Annotated in this window: 14 protein-coding genes; 7 read left to right on the forward strand and 7 right to left on the reverse strand. The window is 53.6% G+C overall.

Going from position 1 to position 23,276, the window contains the following annotated elements:
* Nucleotides 1-9 precede the first annotated feature (9 nt).
* Nucleotides 10-459, forward strand: coding sequence for a helical membrane plugin domain-containing protein (locus H7849_RS06310; protein WP_186745066.1), 450 nt, complete (start codon nt 10-12; stop codon nt 457-459).
* Nucleotides 460-529: 70 nt separating this feature from the next.
* A complete protein-coding gene (locus H7849_RS06315) occupies nt 530-2,671 on the forward strand; it encodes an FUSC family protein (protein WP_186745067.1) in 2,142 nt (713 codons plus the stop codon).
* A gap of 100 nt (nt 2,672-2,771) precedes the next feature.
* On the opposite strand, the gene H7849_RS06320 is transcribed toward H7849_RS06315, so the two are convergent.
* The 3 genes from H7849_RS06320 to H7849_RS06330 all read right to left on the reverse strand — a co-directional run bounded on the left by H7849_RS06320 (nt 2,772) and on the right by H7849_RS06330 (nt 6,933).
* Nucleotides 2,772-4,040: a TolC family protein gene (locus tag H7849_RS06320; RefSeq protein ID WP_186745069.1), complete on the reverse strand. Its 1,269-nt coding sequence runs from the start codon at nt 4,038-4,040 to the stop codon at nt 2,772-2,774.
* A 119-nt stretch (nt 4,041-4,159) separates the two neighbouring features.
* Nucleotides 4,160-5,788 carry an MFS transporter gene (locus tag H7849_RS06325; protein WP_251106649.1) on the reverse strand — a complete coding sequence of 543 codons (1,629 nt, stop codon included), beginning with the start codon at nt 5,786-5,788 and terminating at the stop codon, nt 4,160-4,162.
* Nucleotides 5,785-6,933, reverse strand: a complete 1,149-nt coding sequence (locus H7849_RS06330) for an HlyD family secretion protein (RefSeq protein WP_186745071.1) — start codon at nt 6,931-6,933, stop codon at nt 5,785-5,787. The genes H7849_RS06325 and H7849_RS06330 overlap by 4 nt, the downstream gene beginning before the upstream one ends.
* Before the next feature lie 472 nt (nt 6,934-7,405).
* Here H7849_RS06330 and H7849_RS06335 point away from each other — a divergent pair, with 472 nt between their 5' ends.
* A complete protein-coding gene (locus tag H7849_RS06335; RefSeq protein WP_186745073.1) occupies nt 7,406-7,711 on the forward strand; it encodes a hypothetical protein in 306 nt (101 codons plus the stop codon).
* Nucleotides 7,712-7,879: 168 nt separating this feature from the next.
* Here H7849_RS06335 and H7849_RS06340 read toward each other — a convergent pair whose 3' ends face one another.
* Nucleotides 7,880-8,293, reverse strand: a complete 414-nt coding sequence (locus tag H7849_RS06340) for a DNA-binding transcriptional response regulator (RefSeq protein WP_186745075.1) — start codon at nt 8,291-8,293, stop codon at nt 7,880-7,882.
* Nucleotides 8,294-8,368: 75 nt separating this feature from the next.
* Between H7849_RS06340 and H7849_RS06345 the strand changes: the two genes are divergently transcribed.
* Complete coding sequence (locus tag H7849_RS06345; protein WP_186745077.1) at nt 8,369-10,237, forward strand: hypothetical protein; 1,869 nt, start codon at nt 8,369-8,371, stop codon at nt 10,235-10,237.
* A 791-nt stretch (nt 10,238-11,028) separates the two neighbouring features.
* Here the strand turns inward: H7849_RS06345 and H7849_RS06350 are convergent.
* The 3 genes from H7849_RS06350 to H7849_RS06360 all read right to left on the reverse strand — a co-directional run bounded on the left by H7849_RS06350 (nt 11,029) and on the right by H7849_RS06360 (nt 14,490).
* Nucleotides 11,029-11,730, reverse strand: coding sequence for an alpha/beta fold hydrolase (locus H7849_RS06350; protein WP_186745078.1), 702 nt, complete (start codon nt 11,728-11,730; stop codon nt 11,029-11,031).
* Nucleotides 11,727-12,653 carry an alpha/beta fold hydrolase gene (locus tag H7849_RS06355; RefSeq protein ID WP_186745080.1) on the reverse strand — a complete coding sequence of 309 codons (927 nt, stop codon included), beginning with the start codon at nt 12,651-12,653 and terminating at the stop codon, nt 11,727-11,729. Before H7849_RS06355 ends, H7849_RS06350 begins: the two co-directional genes overlap by 4 nt.
* 595 nt (nt 12,654-13,248) lie before the next feature.
* A complete protein-coding gene (locus H7849_RS06360) occupies nt 13,249-14,490 on the reverse strand; it encodes a hypothetical protein (RefSeq protein WP_186745082.1) in 1,242 nt (413 codons plus the stop codon).
* Nucleotides 14,491-14,754: 264 nt separating this feature from the next.
* On the opposite strand from H7849_RS06360, the gene H7849_RS06365 reads away from it, so the two are divergent.
* The 3 genes from H7849_RS06365 to H7849_RS06375 all read left to right on the forward strand — a co-directional run bounded on the left by H7849_RS06365 (nt 14,755) and on the right by H7849_RS06375 (nt 22,610).
* Nucleotides 14,755-18,339: a TonB-dependent receptor domain-containing protein gene (locus H7849_RS06365; protein ID WP_186745084.1), complete on the forward strand. Its 3,585-nt coding sequence runs from the start codon at nt 14,755-14,757 to the stop codon at nt 18,337-18,339.
* Nucleotides 18,340-18,346: 7 nt separating this feature from the next.
* Complete coding sequence (locus H7849_RS06370; RefSeq protein ID WP_186745086.1) at nt 18,347-19,987, forward strand: tetratricopeptide repeat protein; 1,641 nt, start codon at nt 18,347-18,349, stop codon at nt 19,985-19,987.
* Nucleotides 19,988-20,060: 73 nt separating this feature from the next.
* Nucleotides 20,061-22,610, forward strand: a complete 2,550-nt coding sequence (locus H7849_RS06375; protein ID WP_186745088.1) for a glycoside hydrolase family 31 protein — start codon at nt 20,061-20,063, stop codon at nt 22,608-22,610.
* Nucleotides 22,611-23,276 lie beyond the last annotated feature (666 nt).

A 23,276-nucleotide genomic window follows, 5' to 3' on the forward strand; every position in this document is an offset into this window, starting at 1 on the left:
GGAAGAACAATGGCGAAGGCCGTCGATTTCAGGGTATTTACACCGAGCAATTCTCGCGATGACCTCATTCGCAGAATCGAGCATGCTCCTGTTGAGCATGCTGAGGCCATCCTCGCAGCTTACGACTTGCTGCAGAGGCTTCATGAGAAAGGCGTCATTGATCTTCTGAACGGCCTGCTCAATGCTGGTGATACTGTAGTAGATCGTGTTGTCGATGTGATCAGCTCAAAGGAATTGGTAACCGCGCTTCGGATTGCTCTCATGTTCAGCAACCGTCTCAGCTCAATCGATGCGGACAAGCTTCACTCTGTCATCGCCGATGCAGAGAAAGAGCCACCTTCGTTGCTGACCATCGGAAAACAAGCGATCTCAAGAGATGCGCGTAGGGGCATGGCCGTCGCGGTGGGGCTTTTGAATATCCTCGGGAAGGCGCTGGAAACACAGCAGACTAAAGAATAACCGTGGCATCATACGGAAATCGGCAATTAACCTTGTACACGAACAAACACAAGTACAGTTCTGCATTGCCATGGCGACCCAAAGAGCTTACCTTCCGCACGCGGAGCGTTTTACAACATGGTTTCCTGATTTTCTGCGGAAAGAACTTGCTCCCTATCCGGGCCGCGGAGCCGTCGTTGCGCGGATGGTCATTTCCGCAACGTTTACTACCATCTTAATCGTTACCTTTCGCATCCCCTTTGGAGCAATTGGGGCGCTCTGCGCTTTCCTTTTGTCACGCGAAAATCTCTTATCGACGGCCAGGTCCGGACTCTACCTTGTCGCTGCCTTCGTGCTCGGCGGCCTTTTTATTCCCGTCGGCGGGCGTTTTTTCGCTTCAACTCCCATTACGCACTTTTTGTGGGAAGCAGTTAGCATCTTTTTTCTCTTCTTTTTGCTCAGGACTCTTACAAACTATGTGGTAGCTATCGGCCTTGCGGCGATGGTGACCAACATCTTTACTATTTGGTATCTGCCGGGACCCGGAGAGCAAAATGTCGAGACCTCTTTATGGCAAGTAGGGGCGGCCTCGATCGGCGTTCTTGTGACGGTCGGTGTCGAAGTAATTTTTTATGCTATTTATCGCGGTGACGAAATACTCGATGGGCTAGACGTCAGGCTGAAGCACATCGAAGATCTGATGGAAGACTATGCAGCTAATCGTCCGTCGTCGCCAGAAACCAGTCGTATGCTTGCGCAATATGCTGTTGTAGGGGTGGGAGCATTGCGCGCACACGTTACGCGGACAAGTAATCAATCATCCGATCGTAATCGCATCAGCGCATTGATCTCGCTTACCGGTCGTTCGATTGATTTTGCAGCGGCTCTCGCCACCACAGGTGCCAGTGGGATTACCGCCTCTGAGCGGGAACGAGGTGCACGCCTTGCACAGCATATCGCTGAGATTCGCCTGTGCCTGCGGTCAAACAATCAGCCACCTCAATGGGAGCCTGAGGTCGTAGCGAACGAGGGAACGCCACTTCTCTATGAACTCGAGGGAATAACTTCACTCATGGCCTCCGTGTTAAGCGGTGCGAGTTCAGTTGATCCACGTCTTGAGGTCCTCGATAGTCCGCCTGTTGCCAATCGCATCTTCGTGGCGGACGCATTTTCTAATCCTGAGCACTTGCGCTATGTTCTCGGCGGAACGCTGGCGGCGATGATGTGTTACATCCTTTATGTGTCGCTGGATTGGCCGGGGATTTCTACTTCGGTGACCACCTGCGTATTTACCGCTCTCTCAAACATTGGTGCCTCGCGCCAGAAACAAGTATTGCGCATCGCGGGAGCAGTACTCGGCGGTTTCGTTTTCGGTTTAGGGGCGCAGATTTTTATCCTGCCGAATATAGACTCCGTCGGCGGCCTGGCCGTGCTCTTTGCCGTTGTGACCGCTGTCGCAGCCTGGGTTGCTACGTCGAGTACGCGCCTTTCGTATGCGGGGTTGCAGATCGCCCTGGCGTTTTATCTGATAAATCTGAGCGAGTTCCGTATTCAAACCTCGCTCACTCTGGGACGAGACCGTGCAGTCGGCGTGTTGCTGGGAATTTTCGCAATGTGGCTTGTCTTTGAACGTCTCTATCCACATCCTGCAGGAGATGAGATGGTTCGTATTTTCGTTCGCAATCTTCGTCTTATGACGGAGCTTATCACTGCATCCCCGACAAGCACGGATACTGGAGCGATCCTCAAGATTCGTCGACAGAGGGAGCAGGTCTACCGCAATTTTGGCGACGTGACCGCACAAACCGATGCAGTGCCCTTTGAAACTGGACGCCGCCGCGCCGTAGATATGGCAGCGCGCGATCGTATTCGCCGCTGGCAGTCATCCATTCGCACGTTCTATCTGCTGGAGGGACCCCTTGTTCAATTCCGTGTATTTGGAGAAGTCGGTGAGAAATCGACTGCCTTCAGGCAGATGGATGACGCTTTTCGCGAAGAATGTGCCCGCGCTCTTCAGCATATGGCAGAGTGTCTCGAGAATCAGCTGAATAAGAAACCGCTTGAGCGCAGCACCTCGCAGAGTCTGTTGAAACTGTTGGAGTCATCCGCTGCCGAACAGGCTACGTATTCGGAAAGGGAGCATGCTTTGTTTGGCTTGTTGCGCACGATTGCATTGCTCGTCGATCGCATGAAAGACGAAGTCGCATCTGAGCCGTTGTACGCGATACAGTAGATGCTGTGATGGTCCCATTCAGGCGATGACTTCGAGGCGCGCTCTTCGCCATCGAGTGACAAGGAACCGCGCGAGTTGCTTATGAGAACGCTACCCCTGCTTAACGGGGAGCCTCTCCGATAGTGCGCTTTAGATCTGCCTGTGCCAGGGACAACCCCAGAACTGCTTCAAGATACGACGCTTTTGCTGAGGCGGCTTTCGCGTGGGCCTCTTCGCGTGCAGATGCAAGTGCGGCAGTCTGCTCAAATTGTCGATCAGACAGGCGCGCACCTTCCATCCTGACTTTCAAAGCCTGGTCAGCAACGTCCACCATGCTTTGTAATTGTTCGACCTTGTCATACGCTGTCTCGACCTGCACACTTACTTCGTCTTTCACTTTTTCAAGGTTGAGTGCGGCCTCAGAGAGAAGAGTTCGCGACTCCTTGATTTCACCCTCACGGCGACCGCCATCGAACAGATCGTATGTCAAATTGAATCCGAAGGTGCCAAAGTTGTGCACAAGAAACGGCACTCCGCTTTGATAGCTGTAGCGTGCAAGGCCAGTGACATCGGGGATGTAAGCATCCTTTGCTGCCGAGAGCCCGGCCTTCGCCTTCTCTATGGCCTGTTGTGCGGATCGAATCGCCGGGCTCTGATCTTCCGCGATTCGAACACATTCTTCGCGGCTGGGTATAACCAAAGTTGAGGCGGATGAATCGCTGTCTAGTTGCAGCTGTGTACTCAGAGGCAGACCGAGCAGGTCATTCAGGGACAACGACAGCGAATGAATCTGAAGGCGTTGAGTCAGCTCTGTTTGTTTCGCGTCCAACAAGTCAGCGCGGCTTTCGAGGGCCGCTACATCCAGGGCTTGCCCATTGTTGACTGCATCTTGCGCTTCCTGGTCTTTGATCTGGCTGGCTTGGATTTCCTCTGTTGCCGCTTGTTGCTTGAGTTGTGCGACCAGCAGTCCGTAGTAAAGCTGACGCACTTTAAACGTAACTTCATTTTCTGCTTGGTCAACTTGGATCTTCGCCGTGTTTGTATCCGCCGTTGCAGCTCGATTCGATTCACGGATCTTGAACATCTGCGTGAGCGGCTGTGCCAGTCCTGTGCCACTGGTGTATGCAGTCAACGCTCCTTGATCGATGAAAAGAGTCTGTCCGGGAATCGGCCCGGTGACCGGATGGACGCCAAAGGCGCCCGCTGGAATTTCTACACCGGCCAGTTCTGTAATGTGGAGAACGCTGCTTTCATTCTTTATGTTGGGGAAATATGCAGAACGAGCGATCTCTTTTTTATGTTCGCTATCGACAACGGAGAGTCGCGCCAGGCCAAGACTACGATTCTGCTTCAGTGCAAGGTCAATGGCCTGAGGAAGAGTCAAATGCATTGGCGCAGATTCCTGCGCTGGCATGATGCCAATGGATCCGAAGAGCCATGCGACGCCTAAGACCAAGAGTGAGCGTTTTATTTTTGTCTGCCACATATCAGGAACCTTCGGGTTTGCGCTCATGCTGGTTTAGGCGTAGCCGTTACAATTTCGCGGTATTGAGTGGGCACACCTCCCATGCAGGCGACGATGAGCAGGCAGCAAATCGCAGCCGACGCCAGCAGCATGAAGCTGTCCGAGATGGCTAGCGTGAAGGCCTGCTGCCGCACCTGGAGACCTAGCAGCGTTCCGGCTTTCTCCACGGCCGCTGCGATTCCGGACGAATGGTGCGCCATATCTGCGGTGAGTCCGGATAGCCGTTGACCGGTAGCAGGCTGGCCCAGTTGGACGTTTAGGCCGAGAATATTCGAATGAAACTTTTCGCGTGTGGGGATGAAGTGTTGCATGAAGGCCGCTCCAAGCTCACCTCCGAGAAGCCGCACAGTCTGGAAATATCCCGCGAAGGTGAGAACATCGATCGGACGACTGAGTGCTCCAGTGTTAAGAAGCTCAAGAATGATGGAGCCGACCATCGAGTTGAATGCCAGAGCCAGTCCAGCTGCCAGCACAGCTTGTGACGCCCAAAAATTATCGCCTGACCAGACCGAAGACACTCGCGAGTTCATGAAACATGCGATCCCAACGAGAGCAAAGCCAACTGTGAGGATGAGTCGGGGATCGACGTATTTCAGCGAGTACATTGCGAAAAGTCCCAGCACGAACTGTGGCAAGGCAACCCAAAGCAGCACAGGACCAGTCTGAAGCGGGCGGTAACCCTGGATCGAAGCTAGATAGCTGGGGATCGCGACGACTGTTGCCAGCATGACAAAGCGAAATAAGATCAGCACTCCGGTCAATAGCAGTGTGTTCCGCCGGGCCAGAAACTTAAAGTTGATGAGTGGGTTCGGCGTCTTGAAATGACGCACCATCGTGGCAAGGAGCAGAAAGGCTCCGGAGACGATTAGAGCAACGATGGTCCCCGAGTTAAACCAGTCCAGGCGTTGTCCCTGATCGAGCCCTGTGTACAAAAGGGCGAATCCAAAGCTAGCGTACAGGAATCCTCTCCAATTTGGCTTTGGTTGACCTTCTTTCGGTTGCGGCAACGGCTGCCAGGGAATGCCGAAATAAATCAGAACCATCATGATCGGGGTTAAAACGGTGCCGTTCCAAAAGATCCAGTGCCATGACAAATGGTCCATGAACCAGGCCTGCAGCGATGTAGCGAAGTTGGTTGTTACAAGAATGTCGACGGCATACATCGCAATTCCGAGGAGCACAAAGCGCATCGACAGATTACGTAGAACAAAGGATAGCGTAAGAGGATAGAAGGTCCCGGCCGTGAGCCCTGCAAGGACGAGCAACGTGAGCATTGTTGGCAGATTAGGGGCCAAGGGCAGCAGCAAGCTGATCAGCGTGAAAAGACTTGCGCAGGCTAGCAGAACACGGCGTGCCCCCAACAGTCCGCCAAGGTACACAGAAAATGGTCCGATGAACATCATCGCCCCATTGAAAGCGGTGCTCAGCCACGAGGCCTCATCGACTCCAAGATGTAAGGCGCCTCGTAAGTCCGCCAATCCTACACTGATCAGGCGTCCAGTGCAGGTCGCAATCATCGCGCCAAGCAGGACACCAAAAATTCCTAACCAAGGATGCGTCGTAATTACCCTGGATGTGGGCGGAGCGAGGGGTTTTGCCGGCGGAGTGCTCAAGACTGGGAACCCTCGGTCTTTTCTTTTTTGCCGGAAGCATGGATTGTCACCACTGCGGAGAATCCAGGACGGAGCTGGTTATGTAGAGGATGTCCGGGGTCAAGCACGATCTTCACTGGAATGCGTTGCACTACCTTAGTGAAGTTTCCGGTCGCGTTATCAGGAGGAAGAAGCGCAAACTGTGATCCACTTGCAGGAGAGATTTCAGCAACGCTTCCATGAAGAACGACACCGGGAAATGTGTCGATTCTGACATCGGCCCGATCACCTTTGCGGATATTGGTGAGTTGCGTCTCTTTGTAGTTTGCTTCGATCCACACATCACCTTTCACCAGATCGACGACCTGCATCCCCGGCGCTACCAGCTGACCTTCCTGGACATGACGTTCGCCAATCGCTCCTTCAGCAGGCGCGACAATCTTCGTGTAGTCGAGATTGACATTAGCGACAACGATCGCTGCCTCCCTGGCCTGGATTTGGGCTTTGTAAACGGCGTCTTTGACGTCGAGAGCATCGCGCTGACGCTTCTCCGCTTCGAGCGCTGCGCGACTGCTTGTAAGCGCCGCTTGAGCACGATCCAGATCAGCCTGACGGCTGGCTAACATTCCGGAATATCGATCGGCATCAGCGGTTGCTTGTTCCAGCTGTTGATGCGTCGCAGCTTTGGCAGCAAAGAGCGCTTTTTGACGCTTCAACTCTGTCTGCGTTCGCTCAACGTCAGGGCTCACAGCGTCGACGCCAGCTTTGGCAGCGTTCATTGCTGCTGTTGCCTGAATAATGCTTGCTTGAGCGCTCTGTATTTTTGCATCCTGGATTCGTTTGGCCGCCTGATTGTCCTCAAGTTCTGCCTTTGCCCCCGCCAAGGCTGCCTTCGCTTCTGCTAATGCCGCGTTATAGTCGTCGTCGTCGAGTTCAACCAGAATCTGACCCGGCTTCACCGCCTCATAATCATTGACGCTGACTTTCCGAACAGTACCCGAGATGCGAGTGCTCAGCGGGGCCATATCCGCTCGTACGTAGGCGTCGTCGGTTCGCTGGTCGGCATGCCCTCCTTCCCAGGAAGTCCAGCAACCTTGAATCGTGAACAGCAGAGCCGCCGCTGTACCTAACGTGACAATCGGAACGATGACTGCTCTCTTTGACATGTCTGCCTGCTCCCAAAAAGTAGGGCTAAGAATGTATTTGCCTAGACGTGTTGTAACTATTGCTTAATGTCATGCCCAATTCAGGTGAGAATCTGCTGCTCGGAGCAGAAGCGTCCTGGCCGTGAATCAATGATGTGAGCGATGAAATAGCGTGCACTTTTCTGCGCTCGATGAGGGCCGACGGAAGACGCAACCAAAGGGCAACGACGTGTGGCCGGTATTGCTCGTAAACCCGCAATAGAAGTACGGCACGATCAAAGGCGTTTAGTTGCTGTAGCGATGCCAAGAAGCGGTCGGCACAAGTCGTTCCAAGATTCGGAACGCGCATGCGAATTGTGCAGACCGTAATGTGGTCCGTTGTGTCGCTCAGCGCGTAATGTCTAATCTCTTTCATTACTTTTCGCAGGCCATGCTTGATTGTTGCCAGTCTCGCGGTCTCATATGCGAACTCCCGTGACACAAGGAATGAGTCGTGCAAACTTTCAAACGCTTCGACAATGCACTCACTGGCGGCTTCAGAAGAACCTGTGAGTATCGACGCCAGCAAATGCAGTCTTCCAAGCTGAGAACAAAACACTTCGCTCAGAGCGTGGCAATCCAAATTACTTTTGTTCTTCACCAAACCTCCGCTCGCATGTCGGAAGACAACGCTGGTGCGGGAAAACTTGCAGAACGAATCTTGTACACCGTGCTCTTTCTAGGAGAAGAGGGTGATCAGTTGGATCGGCCTACACCTAACACACTCTGCCATCTCGATATGAAAAACATCCCGAGATGAAGTATTTGTCCCCTACCACGAAAGGATGATGGTTCAGTACCACGTTTTGGGAGTCGTCATTCAGACTCGTCGTATGCTGCAGCAATATTCCTAAACATGGTACGCCTCGCTATCTTCCCATGTGGTCGCTATACTGGCCGACTGAACTTGATCTGTAGATGAAGGGTGTCAGTGCGTTGCTGCATCGCTTTCGAGTCTGTCTCTAAAACTTTGTGCAGCGCGGTGTACGGCCTCCTGAATCTCCTGATCTGAAAATGGTTCAACGATAAGGTCATATCCTCCCAGGTCCAGCACGCTGGTCCATAGCTCAAACGTCGCGGAACGGGTGTAGACTAGAATCGCGGGACACGGGTTGATTGAACTGATTTCGCCCCAAACGGCCCACCACTCGGCGTTCGGCAGTTCTGCTGGCAAGATCGCTACCTCGAAAGTCTTTCCATCGTTAACCAGACGCGCAACTCCTGCTGCCCTGGCTGCCCGCTCGATCTTCGGATGCAAGGGTGCAAGCTGGCGAGCAATCGTTATCCATATCTCATCTGAGACAACCGCCAGAATTCGAATCTCATTTTGCCGCTCGTCCACAATGTAGCTTTCGCATCCTTAGAGATGATGACGGATTCAGGGTCTCCCATGGGAGTGAGCAACCGTTAGCTAACGGTGATTTTCAAAGTGAATGAGCTATTTGAGCGCTATGATCAAATCGGATTCAAGTGTAGAAATCTTGAGGGTTACCAAAACTTGGTCGAAGCATCTATATCTGACAATTGCGACGAAACGGAAGTCCGAGCGGAACTCTCTCGTATTCTGCAAAGCCCCCTATTCATGCAATCTGACCGGCTCGGGCGCTTTTTGCGATTTACAGTCGAGAGCGTGCTCGCGGGCAAGGGAGAATCTCTGAAGGAGTATGTGATCGGGATCGAGGTCTATGATCGCAAGCCACCGTATCATCCCAGTCAGGACTCGATTGTGCGCACGGAAGCGCGTCGTCTGCGAGGGAAGCTCAAGGAGTATTACGAGGTGGAGGGCAAAGAGGATGCCGTGTTCATCTATTTTCGTCCAGGCACATACATCCCAATTTTCAGAAGAAACAAATCTGCTTCGTCTCTGCCGGTAATCGCGCATAATAACGGTGATTTGCTGATCGAAGGAAGTGGCGTTCCCGTCGCCGTCCTGCCTTTTCTCGATCTATCGAATCTGCCCCTGTCTTCCCAGTGTGCGAGGGGAATTACTGATGAGATCACGCATCACCTTACGCTCACGGAAGGAGTGCGCGTTGTTTCCACCGCTTCAGTTGCTCAAGGAATTGCTATTCCATACGACATTCCATCGTTGTCGCAAAAGTTAGGGGTGTTGAACATTCTAGAAGGCACGGTCAGAGAGGATCACAAGCGGTTGCGGATCACCGCCAGGGTATTAGGTGCAGATGGTTTTCAACTGAGTTCACATCGTTTCGAAACTGAAGTTGATGCCGAATCTTTGCTTCATGTGCAGGAGCAAATCGCGACTGCCTTTGTCTGCCGAGCTCGTCCGGAACAGTCTCACATTCGCAAACGTAGAGCCACTCCCGGTGCATTGATTTATGCTGCCTATCCTCTCATCTTGCATGCTGAAGCACTACTCGATGAGGGGTCGGTGTCAGACTTGCAGGCGGCACTCCTGAAGTTTCAAGAGGCAAGAGCCGTAGCTCCGATGTTCGCGCGGCCTCACTGTGGAATTTCTCATTGCAGCATTGAGCTCGCGCTGCGGGGTGCGAGTTCTTCTGCCGCTCTGATTGCTGAAGCGAAAGCTGCTGCTTTACGCGCTATCGAGTTGGACCCCGAAATGATCGAATCCTATTCATGCCTCGCCAGCGCCCAGGCTCTCGAATGGGACTGGTCAAATGCGGAGAAGAATTTCCTGTATGGCATCAAGTTGGGGCTTCATGTTTCATCTTCTCGGCGATATGCAATGTTTCTCGCCTCGTTAGGGCGTTTCGACGAAGCCTGGCACCACCTCGAAATAGCTCAACGGATCGATCCGTTCTCAAACCGCCAAAAAGTGGCCCGCGCAAAATTCCTCCACATTACGCGGCGATACGAAGAAGGGCTGAGAGAGTTCTCGCAGCCATTGATCTACGGCCCATATCCAGTGGAGGCCCGGTTCCTACTCGCTTTGATGTCTGCACACCTGGAAAATAAAGAGAGAGCTAAACAACTGATTGAGAGCATTCGGCCGGATTCAGGTGCTTACTTACCGATGATGGCTGGTGTCGCAGAGGTACTTGCTCTGATAGGAGAAAAAGAGCAAGCGAGCCAGATCGTGAATGTTTTTAAGCTTATGTCTCCAGACGCAATGATCAGCAGATTTCGTCAAGCGTTGTTGGCACTTGCTCTCGACAACAAAGAACACTCCCTTTCGGTTCTGACTCAAGCATTTGAAGATCGAGAGGCAGAACTGGTGTGGATTGGGGTTGATCCAAGATTCGATTCCATTCGCGAAGACCCGAGGTTCGCAAGACTTCGTCAAGGATGTTGTCCAGGGAGTTAGTCGTTGTTGACACGACTGCGTATCCGAGATCGCCTCTCTTGCCAATCGGGCAGAAGAGTCGCCGCATATAGAGGAAGGATTGTGATTCCTTGAAGTGCAATCCGCTTCCATTGGCGGATACACAAAATGACGGATCAGCGACCGCCGACTTCTAACGATGCGCCTCATATCGGGGCACCTCACTCTAAAGCACTCCCAATCTAAGAGCTGCTTTGGTGGCTTTTTATTATGAATGTCAGGTTTTGGGGGGGCCGTTTTGTTTTGCTACTTGGCTTAGGGATGCGTCCGACGCGTCGGAAGCAAGAGAGGAGGGACCCCTTCGGACTTACGATTGCCTAGACGAAAGAGGAAAGATAACGCAATAACTTTCGCGTGCTGTTGTCCTCGATCGCTAGTTGCAGTTCAAAAGATCTCGATGTAGGCTGGAGTGCTCTTAAAGAGGACTGCTTGAGACTCGCACGATGGATGCAATTCGAGCGCTATGTCTGCGCTGAGTACGAGACACGACACGTGGTTAGGATTGCTTGCGGCCATGGTATCGGTCGTCGGGATCTTACAGCACCTGGCCGCTCCGAATGAAATGCATTGGATCTATATTCTTCAGCGGCTTTACTACATTCCGACTGTACTCGCCGGCCTGACCATGGGCTGGAGAGGCGGTCTGGTGATACCTTTGTTTGCCGTGGCGCCTGCGCCATGGGCACGCGCCAGTCGCAATGCGGTGGCACGACCGATTCCCTGGCTTGCGCCTGTGACGATAGCAACAGAACCGTTTTTCATGGGTTCTCAGCTCATTTTCGAATTGCTTCTCGCGCAGCTTCCAAAACAAGGTCAACTACGAGATTCGGCGCAGTGTACATCGGCGAGTGGTCTACGGCGTGTGATTGGATGGTTGCGCCCATCCTTTCAGCCATGAACCTTTGGGTTTCCGGAACAATCATGCGGTCCTCCTCTGCAAGGAGAAACCACGATGGTTTCGTTTTCCATGCGGGCGTAGGGGCTTTCTCTTGAATGCACTTCAGCGCGATCGGCCGCTGCACCGCAGACAGGATCGTTGCTTGATCCCGCGGAACCTTGTGAGCTACCGCATTGCTGAAACCCTCTTCCGGCATCCAGATGAAACCATGTTCATCGGGTGCGAGGTGCGGAGCGTCCGGATGCGGCTCAGCGCGATAAAACACATCCGCGACTGTTTCACCTTCATCGGGTGCTAACGCCGCCACGTATACGAGCGACTTTACTCGATCGTTATTTGATCCGGCGATCACAGCACCGCCATAGGCATGTCCGGCTAGTACTACCGGCCCATTCGTTCTATCGAGCACGCGTTGGAGAGCGGCTATGTCATCCCTAAGCGATGTAAGGGGAATCGGAGCACACGTTACGTTCAGCCCTTGTTGTCGCAACGGCAGAATTATCTTGTGCCAACAGGACCCATCAGCCCATGCTCCATGAACTAATACGACTGTCGCATTTGGAAGAGAGGAACTCATCGCGATGCTCCGCTACCTTTCTGTCGAGATACGCCGTTCGCCTCCAGGAACTCTTTGATCGCAGCAGCGATCTCGGCGGAGTGCGTCTCGGTTGCAAAATGCCCCGTATCCAGGAACTGAACGCGCGCGTTCGGCAGGTCCTTTCGATACGCCTCCGCCCCGGCTGGGATAAAGAAGGGATCGTTCTTGCCCCAGATCGCCAGTAAAGGCGGCTTCGACTTCCGGAAGTACTCTTGAAACTTGGGATAAAGCTTCACGTTCGATGCGTAATCGAGGAACAGATCAAGCTGAATCTCTTTGTTCCCCGGACGTTCCATGAGAGCCGTGTCCAACGTGTAAGATTCAGGGGCCACGCTATCAGGATCTGCAACACCGTGCGTGTACTGCCAGCGCGTTGCTTCCAGAGTCAAGATGTTCTGCCGGAGCACTTCTCGGTTCTCTGCTGTCGGTGCAGACCAATAAGTCCTGATCGGTCCCCACGCATCGCCGAGTCCCTCTTCATAGGCATTGCCGTTCTGCGAAACGATGGCCGTAACTCGTTCGGGATGAGCCATGGCTAGACGCAAACCTGTTGGGGCTCCATAGTCGAAGATGTAAATTGCGTAACTGTTGAGGCCGAGCGCATCTGTGAAGGCCTCAACCGTGTGGGCTAGCGCGTCGAATGAATACGTATAGTTTCGTTTTTCGGGTACTTCCGTAAATCCAAATCCAGGCAGGTCCGGCGCAATGACTCGATACTCATCAGCAAGACGCGGGATGAGTTCGCGAAACATGAAGGATGAAGTTGGGAACCCATGGAGCAAGAGCAACACAGGTGCGGCCGCGTGGCCGGCGGATCGGTAGAAGATCTGGATTCCGTCCGCTTCAACTTTGTGTACGGATATGGCGGTGTTCGCAGTCTCTCCTGAAAGGACTCTACTCATAAAACTCCTCCTCGCTCTTGCTGGTCTGATTGGCTGTGGATGATAGATTTCTGAACATGTGACTCGCAGTTTGGAACCCGTGCAACAGCAGTGTGGGTGCATCTGTAGGGATGGCGTCTCGATAGAAGATCTGTATTCCGCGAACATTTACTGTGCAATACCGGCAATTTTTCCGACTGGGGTGAATCTTGTCTTTCTTGCTTTGGAAGAACTCGACTCATGGCAATCTTTACTCACGTTCATGGCGTTTCATTTCAAGTGTCACGAATCCTGTGGCCTGAGTGCAACCGTAATGCCACTGAAGACGACGCTCTGCCCGGGGCGAGCTATGGAAGTAAAGCTCTTTCGGCACAACACGATCCCTTAACAAGAGCAGCGGAAAGTCTTGCGTTGGCGCTGACGAATCCGTGACGGGCGCCCAACACTGACAGGATTTGGTCGAGACTTTCGTCACAGCATTTCGGTTTCCGCCTGCTGCCCACGATGTTCCGAATTCGGAAAGCTTGACCCACTGAGGAAGCACACCAATTTCGATGACGATGATGTGAACTTCGTGCCGCCAGCCAGTCCGATTGTTACTCTGCGGGACGGGTATCTACCAGAAGTAAGTAGCCTCTATTTTGGGAGTTCCTGGTTCGCCATCGATAATCTGGGTGCTTAGTACGATCTCGATGTTTTTCTTGTTTCCTCCCAGAATCGCAGCGCGTGCCACCTGTGCGAGATCATCGGGATCAGTGAGAAATTCACCTGCCACGATAGTTCCACCCCGTCCGATCCCTGCGGCTACAACAGCCAGCTTGCCAGTCGTTGCATCTGTGAAACGGGCGACAATCGCGTAATCGCGGTAGTTATTTGTCGACATTTGTTCAGCGCGATTTACGATCCAACGCTTTTGCTCTGACGCACTGCTGTCAACAATGCCGAACTCGGTCATTTCGGGATTGTTGGAAAAGTGGTAGCGAAGAGGTCCGGTGAGTCGAAGCGTCCAGGCATTGTCGAATGCGCCGACGAAAACCGTAGGGCCATTGCGCAGATCCATCAGATTGGTTGAGCCCTCGCCTTTCAGGCTGTATTTTTTCCCGTTGGCCTGAAGAATACCCGCGATTTTGACGATTGGACTGAGATCATCGATGATGACAGCGGTGAGATTGTCCTTTAGCACGATCTGATGATTTGGATCTACGGCATCTCGTAAGGCAATGGCTGAGTACTGTGTCTGATCCGCAACACAGAACAGGACAGGGTCGCCACTATTCAGAACTGGCGCCCAGAAAGAGGCGAAGCCAGACCGCTGCGTCATTTTCCAGAACACGGCCGCCGATATCAGCAGCAGCACCGCAATGACGGCGATAGCGCGCCAGCGCCTGCGAGGACGAGAGACGTCGTCGATCGGCGCAGGAAACTCGGCGGGAAGAGGCTCAAGCTCAACCAGCGTTGTCGCGGGAATTGAATTCTCCTCAACCGCATTTGCAGGCCAGGCGAAGTGCGGGACATACGAGCCGCTTGGAAGAGAGATGCGAAGTTCATTCTCGTGGCCCGGTTCCTGATAATACTGTGCGATTCGCTTGCGGATTTCAGCCGCGGTGACGCGCACAATGGGGTCGGAAGCCGTATCGTAGTCGGCTGGCCGACCAAATATCTCAATCCCAAGCGTGCGCTCTTTAAGCAGGTCAGTTTGGCCCGACAGGGTTCGCTCGACAGTGAACCGTAAGAACGACGGAAAGCGGCGGCTGTGACTGAAATAAGGGTTGACCAGCAGGCGTTCCAGTTGCTTCTGAACCTCAGTCTTTTCCTCGTCACTGAGTACCGCTTGACCGCTAACCAACGGTTCAACCAACGCCTGCTTCTCCAATGGAAAGAGAATTATACACGTTAAGACCTCCTCCGCTTTCGTTGGAACGCTGATGTGTAAGCTATTGATATCGCGTCGCTTAGGCGAGTCTTTTCAGGTAAAGCACCGTATCGTTTTCCGCAAGGACCTTACCAGTCGAATAGGCGCGTCCATATAAGTCCTCCCGGTTGAAGAATCCCTCGGCTCTGCAAATTTCTTCGCTTGCGGAAAACCGCAGAGACCGGGATTTCTCAACTACTTGGAGGCTTTGTGAAAAAGAGAAAAATACAATGGATGCGATTCACGGCGCTCTTTGTCGCGTTCGTGTGCGGCATTCCATGGATACATGCACAATTAGCAGTAACCACAGCAACACTGAGCGGTACGGTAACCGATGCATCGGGAGCAATCGTGCCAAGCGCCAGCGTAAAGCTGTCGAGCGTGGAAAAAGGCATAGCGCGGACGCAGGAGACCGATTCGAGCGGGCACTACTCCTTTACCCAATTACCCCCTGCAAACTATTTGCTTTCCATCCAGTCCGGCGGGTTCAAGGCGTATCAGCAGAAGGGTATCGTCCTGGACGCGGGGCAGTCCGCGACTCAGAACGTTACGCTTGTCCCGGGCGCGAACACAGAGCAGGTCGTCGTCAACGCTCAGGCATCTCTGCTTAACACCGAAAACGCGAATCTCTCAGCGGATATCGATGCGAAGCAGGTGGTCGAACTGCCGCTGAACCTCAGAAATGTTTATGGTCTGGCTACACTGAATTCATCAGTAAACAACACCTCTGAAAGCCAGATGCTGCTGGGTGGTGGCGGTCCAAGTACCGATGATGCCGACCAGGACATTTCCTTCCTCAATTTCGCGGGCGGGTTCTTTGGAACTTCGGCCTATTTGCTTGACGGAGCATGGGACACCGATCCGGAATGGGGCGCCGTCGATTATGTTCCCTCCGTCGACGCAGTCCAGGAGTTCAAAGTCCAGAACAACTCCTTCACCGCTCAATACGGATGGAGCACGGGCAATGTCGTGAACGTTGTCACGAAGTCAGGAACGAATGCGTTTCACGGCGACGTGTACGAGTTTTATCGCAATGACGCGCTAGACGCCAACCTCTGGTTCAACAACCACAACAATCTGAAGAAGGGCGATTTCAACCGCAACCAGGTCGGTGGATCGGCGGGCGGCCCGCTATATATTCCCGGTCTGTATAAGCAGCGCGAGAAGACTTTCATCTTCGGACTATTCGAGCATTTGAGCCTGTCTACCCCAGCGAACAGTACTTTCACGGTACCGGATAGCAATTTTCTAAACGGAAACTTTTCCGAACTTCTCGGCGCGCAAGGAGGGGTGGATGCTTTAGGTCGGCCCATCTATGTGGGACAGATTTACGATCCACGCAGCACGCGCACGATTACGGCCGGGCAGGTCGATCCGAAGACGGGACTGGTCGCCACCAAAACCGGCTATATCCGTGATCCCATCCAGAACAACAACATCAACTCGCTGGGTCCGCTCGATCCAATCGGCACTAAGCTGGTCAACTACTATCCGAAGGCGACAGGCTCTGGTATCACAAACAACCTGGTGACGACTGGAACCAATCCAGCGCATTCGAATGAATACCTGATCCGCGTAGACCACAACCTCAACAATGCATCGCGACTCTACTTCCGCTATTCCTACAAGGAGGAATTCAAGACCGGAACGCCCAATTATTGGGGCGATAATCCTGCCGGGCCAGGCAATGCGCGTCCGAACAACCGCTGGAACATGGCCGCCGGGTATAGCCAGGTCTTCAGCCCAACCTTCACCATGAACATCATGTCAGGCGTGGAAGTATGGCATGAAACCTCGACCAACCAGTCAAGGGGATTCAAGCCAACCACCCTCGGGCTGCCAGCGTATCTCGATGCAAACAGTCCGGAGTTCCCGATCGTCACAGTCGGGGGAGAGTCGCCGCTTGGCCCGCTTACCAACGAAACAGTAACGAATCATGGCCCAATCGGCAGCGTCGCTGTCGATTTCATTAAGAGCCTGCACCGGCACACGTTGAACTTCGGCTTTATGTTCGTCGAGCAGGAAGATGATCAGGCGAACTTCTTCCAATCGACTCTGAAATCCGGTGGCCAGTTTACGACGGGGCCCGATCCTAACGCCGCCACTGGTTTCACAACCGGTAATGGACTGGCTCAGCTCATGCTGGGCGTGTTGGATGGAGGCGCAACCGGAACGACGTACAATCCGGCGGTTGCCGTGCACTATTACGGCGGCTACGTACAGGATGACTGGAACGTGCTTCGCAACTTAACCCTGAATCTGGGTCTGCGGTACGAAATCCAGACAGCCCCGACGTATCGCCACAACGTCGCGTCGGTCTTCAACCCCACGGCTCTGAACCCGATCGGTACTACGATCGGACAGACATTGCCTGGTGCGCTGCAGTTCCTTTCGGATAATCAGCGCGCTTCTTACGATACAAATTTCAGCAATTGGGCTCCGCGCATCGGGTTTTCCTATCAGGCTCGCCCGAACGTGGTTGTTCGCGGCGGGTACGGAATTTTCTACCCGCCATCGATCTCATGCTGCTTCGAGGCAAGCGCATCGGGCTTTGCCAGCCAGACCAATATCCCTTACACCCTGGACGCAATCACTCCGAACCCCGCAGTGACAACGGCGAATCCATGGCCCAATGGGTTTATCCCTATCACTGGAAATTCCCTGGGTGAACTGCAACAAGTCGGCTATGGAGTTGCAAGTAACTTCAGGCAGCGGAACTCCAGCTACGTTCAGCAGTATCTATTAGGCTGGCAGTGGGCTATCACGCCAAATGATGTGCTTGACGTCAACTACGTGGGAAATCACGGCACCCATCTGCTGACATCTTCCCTCAATCGAAGCCAGTTGGACCCGAAGTATCTTCCGATGGGGCAGGCGGCCCTTAACGCTCTTGTTCCGAACCCGTTCTACGGAGCGATTGCGCCTGGAGACAGCAGCTGCGCACTGGACCAGCCAAACGTAGTGCAGTCGCAGTTGCTGCAGCCCTACTCGCAGTTCTGCGGCGTTCAGGAAAACGACGTGAACACCGGCTTCTCCAACTACAACGCTTTGCAAATGAACTTTAACCATCGCTTCAGCAAAGGCCTTACGGCGCTGGTTTCCTACACCTACTCAAAGTTCCTGGATAACGTGGAAGGAAATAACTCCTGGTCGTACTCCGGAAACCCCGGACCGGCCAACAACTACAACCTCGCAGCGGAAAAGAGCGTAGACGGCTCCGATACGCCGCACAGCCTGGTCGCAAACTACATTTATGAATTGCCGTTTGGCCGTGGAAAGGCTTTCGGTTCAAACATGAACAAAGCGGCGAACGCGGTTCTGGGCGGCTGGGAAGTTTCTCAGATTGCCACGTTCAAGCAGGGCATTCCCATCGGTGTCAGCGGTGCGGATATTGCATCCTATGGCGGCAATCCAAGGCCGGATGTCGTCGGAGACGTGCATGTCGCGCATCCGAATATTCACGAATGGTTCAATACCGGAGCGTTCGCCTACGCTCCCTATGGAACCTTTGGAACAGCTCCTCGCTTCTTCTCCTATCTTCGCGGACCCGGCTATCAGAACTGGGATACGTCGATCATGAAGAACTGGTATTTCTCGGAATCGATGCGGTTGCAGTTCCGTGCGGAGATGTTCAACACCTTCAACCATGCGCAGTTCTATGCTCCGCAGTTCGGCGGCGAAACCTACACGGGTTGCGACCCGAATGCGCAAGCAGGCTGTGCTTCCAGCTTGGGACAGATCACAAATGCCTTCCCCAGCAGAACCGTTCAATTCGCAGGAAAGTTCTACTGGTGATCGCAGATTGAGAAACCGGTTTTCATTGCCGCTATTGCTCCTGCTGGCCACGCCTTTGTTCGGGTTTGGCCAGCAGGAACAGAACGCAACGCTCGAGTCACTGCTGGCCACGGCGCAACAAGCCCAGGCTGGCAGCGACTACAAAGCCGCTGCTGACGCCTATAAACAGGCGGTAAAGATTCGCCCCGATGTTCCGGAGATGTGGGCAAACCTGGGTCTTATGGAACATGAGACCGCGGACTACACGGGTGCTATCGAGACCTTTCAGCGGGCTTATAAGCTCAAGCCGTCGTTGTATGTTCCGAACCTGTTTCTTGGAATTGATTTGACTCACGCAGGCAAGGCCAAAGAGGCCATCCCTTATCTGCTGACTGCCGAAAAAATAAATAACACGGATTCGCAACCGCATCTGGCTCTGGGCCGTGCTTATTTCTCTCTGCAGGAGTATTCACTGGCCGCGCACGAATTCGCGAATGTAACGCATCTCGATCCGAAGCAGAGCACGGCCTGGTTCTCACTCGGCATTGCGTACTTGGATCAGGTGGAGGCCGATGCGCGCATCATGTCGGAGAAGGATCAGGATTCCCCTTACGCGAAAGCCCTCTTCGCCGAATCGCTTGCAAACCAATCCCGCTACCTGGAGGCCGTGGACTTATACAAGAATGTCATCGCTTCGAACTCACAGCCGCCATGCATGCACACTCAATTAGGCCTAGTCTATGCGAAACAACACGACGATGTAGATGCCGCAAAAGAATTCGAGGCGGAAGATCAGAAGGCTTTTCCCTGCGCTCTCGCGGCATCTGGCAAACCGGCTGAGTCGCCTGAAGCAGAATACACATCAGCACGCAGTAAGTCATGCGGCAACCAGTCGGCGAGCAACTTCAAAACGAAAGACGAGACCAAACTCCAGCTACTGGCAGCTTGTTCATTCCTGGCCGGAAATTATGAGCTTTCGTCCCGTGCGGCATCCACTCTTCCGCAATCGGCTGAAGCGCTTTACTGGTCCATACAAGCGAACGAAAACCTCGCGTTTCAGGCCTTGGAACATTACGAAGAGTTGGAGCCGAATTCCGAGCGGAGTCACCTGCTGCTGGGTGACATTTACATCCAGCGCGAACGCTACGATGATGCGCAGGCCGAATATCAGAAGGCTATCGACCTTTCGCCGAATGATCCTGGCGCAGTGCTGGGATTGGGATCAGCTTATTTCCGAAACGGCAACGTTTCTAAAACAGTCGAAACTGCTCAGTTGGCACTCAACCAGCTTCCTGACGATCCGGAGATCAACCTGCTTATGGGAGAAGCGCTGATGGCGCGTCACGATTTCACAAACGCCGAACCCTTCTTGAAAAAGGCGTTGCAGGCAAAGCCGCAGATGCTTCCCCATGTGCACGCGCTGCTTGGGCGCGCATATGCAGCAGAGGGAAGAGTGCCGCAGGCAATCGACGAATTAAGGCTCGGCCTTGCGAGCGATGAAGATGGCAGCGTTCATTATCAGCTCGCGCGGCTTTATCGACAGACTGGCGATGCGAAGGATGCAGCGGCTGCCATGGACCAGATGAAAGCAATCCAGCAGAAACGCCGCGAGAACGCCGTGATTGCATTTAAGGATTCGCATCCCTCGACGCTCGATGATGAGCCGTAACTCTCATCACGAATGAATCGACGCGATCTTCACCTACGTATCAAATAAAAGTTGGACTCATCGAGGAACGACGATGCAACGCTCTGCCTCTTTTTTTGCGGCTTTCCTGGCTATCGTGCTGCTTTTCAGCCTGATCATTCTTCCGCTCCAGGCGCAATCGGACGGGGCCAACGGCGGCGTCTTATTACTCGACCATGTAACCGGATTCACTTCTCTGCCCAATGGTATCGAAGTGCGTGATGGCGAAGCGTTGGAAGAGATTGTGGCATTGCGCGATGACATCCTGCGTGTTCGGATTTCGAGGAATGACAAATTACCCGAAGATGCATCGTGGGCTGTCCTGCCGGAAGCACGCCATAGTTCGGTTTCCGTTGCGCCGGAGATTACTGCCGATCATGTTGGCTTCAAGACGCACTCCCTCAGCGTTGAAATCGCCAGAAAGACTCTTGCATTAACGATTCGCGACCTCGATGGAAAACCGATCCAGCAAGATGCCCTCCCGGCTCGCTTTGAAGGCAGTTCTTTCCGTGTCTACAAATCCAAGGGAGCAGACGAGCATTTCTTCGGCCTTGGGGATAAAACCGGGTCGCTGGATCGCGCGAATCAAGCCTTTACGCTCTGGAATACAGACGCGTATCGCTTTCAGGAATCGACCGACCCGATCTATAAAGCGATTCCTTTTTTCATCAGTTATCAGGCGGGTCGCGCCAGCGGCGTTCTAATGGATAATACGTGGCGTAGCAGCTTCGACTTTGGCAGGGAATTCGAGAGCATCTATTCATTTGGTGCTGCCAATGGCCCGATAGACTACTACTTTATCTACGGCCCTGCTCCCAAACAGGTTATCCAGGCATATGCGTGGCTTACCGGTAAGCCCCCCCTGCCGCCGATGTGGATGCTTGGGTTCCAACAGTCCCGCTACACCTATTATCCGCAGTCACGAGTGCTTGAGATTGCAGAACGTCTCCGAGCCGACCATATTCCCGCAGATGCTATCTATCTCGACATCGACTTTCAGGAGAAGCACCGCCCATTCACAATCGACCGCAAAGGCTTCCCAGACTTCGCGGGCATGATCGCCAAACTCAGCGCGGAGAATTTTCATGTCGTCACGATTACTGATCTGCACATCGCGAACCTTCCAGGGCAAAACTATGCGCCTTATGACAGTGGCATCATCGGCGATCACTTCGTTAAGAATCCCGACGGCTCCATCTACACGGGACGTGTGTGGCCGGGCCCAAGCGTCTTTCCTGACTTCACGCAAGCAGAGACACGCGCGTGGTGGGGCACTCTCTACAACGATTTTCACAAAATGGGAGTCGCTGGCTTCTGGAATGACATGAATGAGCCGTCAGTCTTCGACACTCCCTCAAAGACGATACCGCTCGACGTCATCCATCGCATCGATGAGCCAGGGTTTTGCAAACGCACCGCAACGCACGCCGAGATTCACAATGTTTACGGCATGGAGAACTCGCGCGCGACCTTTGAAGGACTCAGGAAGCTGGATCCAAATACGCGTCCGTTTGTGCTGACGCGCGCCAGCTACGCGGGGGGACAGCGGTACGCGGCCACATGGACTGGAGACAACAGCAGCAGCTGGAACCATCTCCGCATGACCACGCCGATGCTTGAGAACCTTGGCCTGAGCGGCTTTGCCTTCAGCGGTGCAGACGTCGGCGGATTCGCCGGGACTCCAACGCCCGAGCTTTTGACAAAGTGGCTTGAGATAGGGGCGTTCCAGCCCATCGACCGTGACCACTCGGAAAAGGGAACTGGCGATCAGGAGCCATGGATCGGCGGCCCAGAGCAGGAAGAGATCCGCAGGCACTTCATCGAGGAACGCTATCATCTGCTGCCCTATCTCTACACGCTCGCAGAAGAAACTTCCCGCACAGGCCTGCCGATGGTGCGTCCTTTGCTCCTTGAATTTCCCGATGCCGCACCCGATCATCACCCGATTGATGTGGACCCGCAAGCCGCGGGCGAATTTCTTCTCGGTCCTGATCTGCTGATTGCGCCTCCGCATTACCCTGACGAACTTGACGCTTATACGATCGAATTTCCTTCGCCCGATTGGTATGACTACTGGACTGGACAAAGGGTTCCCAAGCCTGTGTCGTCCGGCTCCGCGGATCCGGCACAACCCGTGAATCCTGCAGAACAACCGCCGCTGACAACGCAGGTGCATCCTGAATTGGCTGCGCTTCCTGTCTTTGTTCGTGCAGGTTCCATTCTTCCAATGCAGCCGTTGGTGCAAAGCGTTTATGAAAAGCCTGACGGTCCCCTGACACTTCGCATCTATGCGGGTTCTCGCTGCGAGGGAGAACTTTATCTCGACGACGGCAAGACTTACGCCTATCAACACGGCGAGTATCTGCGGATGAAACTTGCCTGCCAGGTCAACGATGAAGGACTCAATCTGCGAGTGTCTGCGCATGATGGCTCATATCCCGCGTGGTGGAAGGAAATTCGGGCAGAAGTGTATGGATGGGAACCGAAGCAGAATCAGGTTGTGGTGAACGGTAACGCGACATCGCTCCCGTTCGTGCGTTCTGCATCGGCGACGATCTTTAACGTTCGGGATGATGGTCGAGGTTTGGAGATAGAACTGAAATAGAAACCACGCCTCAACTGAGTTGGGTCTCGCGGCCCTACTCCAGTGTTTCGCAGGTAAGATAAATCGGAGCTGATCCGGTAATCTTGCTTACCTCCGGAATTGTCGAAGAGAGGCGATTCGAAGTTCCGTACAATACGGCGCCGCTGGAAGGCGGGAGCCACCGCAAAAGCTCAATCAGCCGATCCGGTTCGGTGTACAGCACATGCGACTCGGGAAAGGGAATTGGTTTGGTCTCGGTCTTTTTTCGGAGGGCAATAAGGATCAGATCGTCCTGGCGGCAACACAGGGTTTGAAATTCTCTCGCTGAGAGCCACTTAACCTGTCGCTTCATTAAAGAGGGGGCTTGCGGGATCGGCAAGTCGCGGATCGGCTTTCCAGACCGAACCTCCACGTTTCGCGGCGGCTTAGCTCTCTCTTCGCGTGCAATAAAGCAAATAGTGTAAACGAAACCCAGCACAGGCAAGACGCTTAGGAACGAGAGGAGCGGCATAATTACTTCCTGAGTCGGAATGGTGCTGGACCGCGCTGCCTATATACTTTAAGCCTAAGGGAAAAGCTGAAGCAAGTCTGCGCGTTTCCCACAAAACGAAAGACAATCTGAATCGAAAAGGTAGCCTGTTGCGGAGCAGTTTCCCTATTCTCATGAATGGCCCCACGCCTCCCGAT

Source organism: Alloacidobacterium dinghuense (assembly GCF_014274465.1).
Taxonomy (GTDB): domain Bacteria; phylum Acidobacteriota; class Terriglobia; order Terriglobales; family Acidobacteriaceae; genus Alloacidobacterium; species Alloacidobacterium dinghuense.